At 65.0% G+C, this 2322-nt stretch carries 2 protein-coding genes; both read right to left on the bottom strand.

The window, feature by feature from the left end:
- Positions 1-1250: hydantoinase B/oxoprolinase family protein (locus EN991_RS32695; RefSeq protein WP_127370289.1), on the bottom strand; the 1250-nt coding region annotated here is incomplete at its 3' end.
- A gap of 1 nt (position 1251) precedes the next feature.
- Positions 1252-2322 (bottom strand): hydantoinase/oxoprolinase family protein (locus tag EN991_RS32690; protein WP_164769545.1); only part of this gene is annotated, 1071 nt, incomplete at its 5' end.

Raw genomic sequence — 2322 nt, 5'->3', positions numbered from 1 at the left:
TGGGAGATGCCGATGGTCGAGCAGCCATTGGGAGGGCCGTCATGGCCTGAATTGCCGCCATAACCGCCGCCGGAGATCTGGTACATGACGTAGTCGCGGCCGCGTGCCGGGTCGTTGCCGCCGAGTGCGAAATTGCCGCTGGAACCGGCGGGTGCGGCGGTCACCTTGTCCGGCAGCGCCTGCACCATCGCCGCGAACACCGCCTCGGCGATGCGCTGCGACACCTCGGCGGCGCAGCCCGAGACGGGCCGCGGATATTTGGCGTCGAGGAACGTGCCTTCCGGCCGCTTGACGATCAGGGGTTCAAACGCGCCGGCGCTGATCGGCACATCCGGGAAAATGTGGCGCATGGCGAGATAGACCGAGGATAGGGTCGTCGCCAGCACGCTGTTCATCGGCCCGGCGCAGGGCTTTGACGAGCCGGTGAAATCGAAGGTCAGCGTGTCGCCCTGTTTTTCGACGCCGAGCGCGATGATCAGCGGCTCGTTGACCACCCCATCGGAATCGACAAACGCCTTGGAATGGTAGGTGCCGTCGGGAATGGCTGAGATGTTGGCGCGCATCTGTTCGGCGGCACGGCGGCGCAGTTCGGCGATCGCCGCGACAACAGTTTCGTCACCGTAACGATCCAGGATTCCATTCAGCCGATCCTGGCCGATCAGCAGTGCGGCGGCCTGGGCCCTGATATCGCCGATGCGCTGGTCGGCGACGCGGATGTTGGAGCAGATGATGGCGTAGATTTCCGGATCGAGCACGCCCTTCTTGAACAGTTTTACGGGCGGCAGTCGCAGGCCTTCCTGCTCCACGGCAGTCGCCGAGGCTGAAAATCCGCCCGGCACCGAGCCGCCAATGTCGGGCCAATGGCCGGTGTTGGATAGCCAGCAGAAAATCTTGCCGTCCCGGTAGACCGGCATGGCGAAGCGCACATCCATCAGATGGGTGCCGCCGAGATAGGGGTCGTTGACGACGTAGATGTCGCCTGGTTCCGGCGGCAGGCAACGGCCGTCGGCGATCATCTCGATCACCGTCCTGGTCGAATACTGCATGACACCGACGAACACCGGCAGGCCCTGGCTGCCTTGCGCGATCAGCGAACCGTCGACAGCCGAATAGATTCCGTCGGAACGGTCATTGGCCTCGGCGATGACCGGCGAGAAAGCGGCGCGAGAGAACGTAAGGTCCATCTCGTCGCAGACCTGCTGCAGGGCCGCCTGGAGGACCGAAAGGGTGATGGCGTCGAGCTTTGCCATATCAGGCCTCGCCAATGTCGATGATGATGTTGCCGTCAGCGTCGCTGCGTGCGCGGTCGCCGGGTTCGAGCACGGTGGTGGCATCCATCTGTTCGAGGATCGCCGGGCCTTCGATGATAGCATCGAGCGGCAGCTTTTCACGCGCATATACGGGCGTGTCGTGCCAACGGCCGGCATACCAGACCGGCCGGATTTCGCGCCGCGCCTCGTCCAGCGTTGCTGCGCGCCCCGCCGGATCGATCAGGCGCGACAGATCGATCGCCAGACGCACGCCGGTGACCGATGTATTGAGATTGACGAGATTGGCTCGGATTTCCGGCAGCTCGACCTTGAAGCGGGCGAAATAGGCCTTTTCGAAAAGCTGCTGCAGCGTTGCCCGGGTCACCGAGGAGGACGGCAGCGCCACGTTGATGATGTGGGTCTGGCCGACGAACTGCATGTCGGCGGAGTGGGTGACGCGGATCGTCTCCGGCTTTACCGCTTCCTTGCCGATCAGTTCCTCGCCTTCGTTTCGGTGCCGTTCCAATACCGCGTGAAGATGCGTTTCGTCGAGCACCGACACCGGCTGGTTGATGGTGTTGACGAAGTCGTGGCGCAGGTCGGCAACGACGCAGCCGAGCGCGTTGGTGATGCCTGGACGCGCCGGCACCAACACCTTGGGCAGGCCGAGTTCGCGCGCCAGGGCAGTCGCATGCAGCGGCCCGGCGCCGCCGAAGGCGAACAGCGCGAAATCGCGGGGGTCATGACCGCGTGACACCGAGACCATGCGGATGGCGCCGGCCATCTTCATGTTGCCGAGCCGCAGCACCGCGCCCGCCGCCTCGACGCCGGAAAGGCCGGTCGGCTTGCCGATTTTCTCCTCGAAGATGCCGGTGACGCGCTCTGATGTGACCGGGTTTTCGACTGCCAGCAGCTTCTTCGGCGCCAGCCGGCCGAGCACCAGATTGGCGTCGGTGATGGTCGGCTCGAGGCCGCCGCGCCCGTAGCAGATCGGGCCGGGATTGGCGCCCGCACTTTCCGGGCCGATCTGGATCAGGCCGGCCGCGTCGACGCGGGCGGCCTGATCCAGATC

The sequence above is a fragment of the Mesorhizobium sp. M7A.F.Ca.US.005.03.2.1 genome (genome assembly GCF_003997795.1).
In the GTDB taxonomy this organism is placed as follows: Bacteria; Pseudomonadota; Alphaproteobacteria; order Rhizobiales; family Rhizobiaceae; genus Mesorhizobium; species Mesorhizobium ciceri.
The sequence above is the reverse complement of the archived record's forward strand: the minus strand, read 5'-3'. Positions and strand labels throughout refer to the sequence as shown.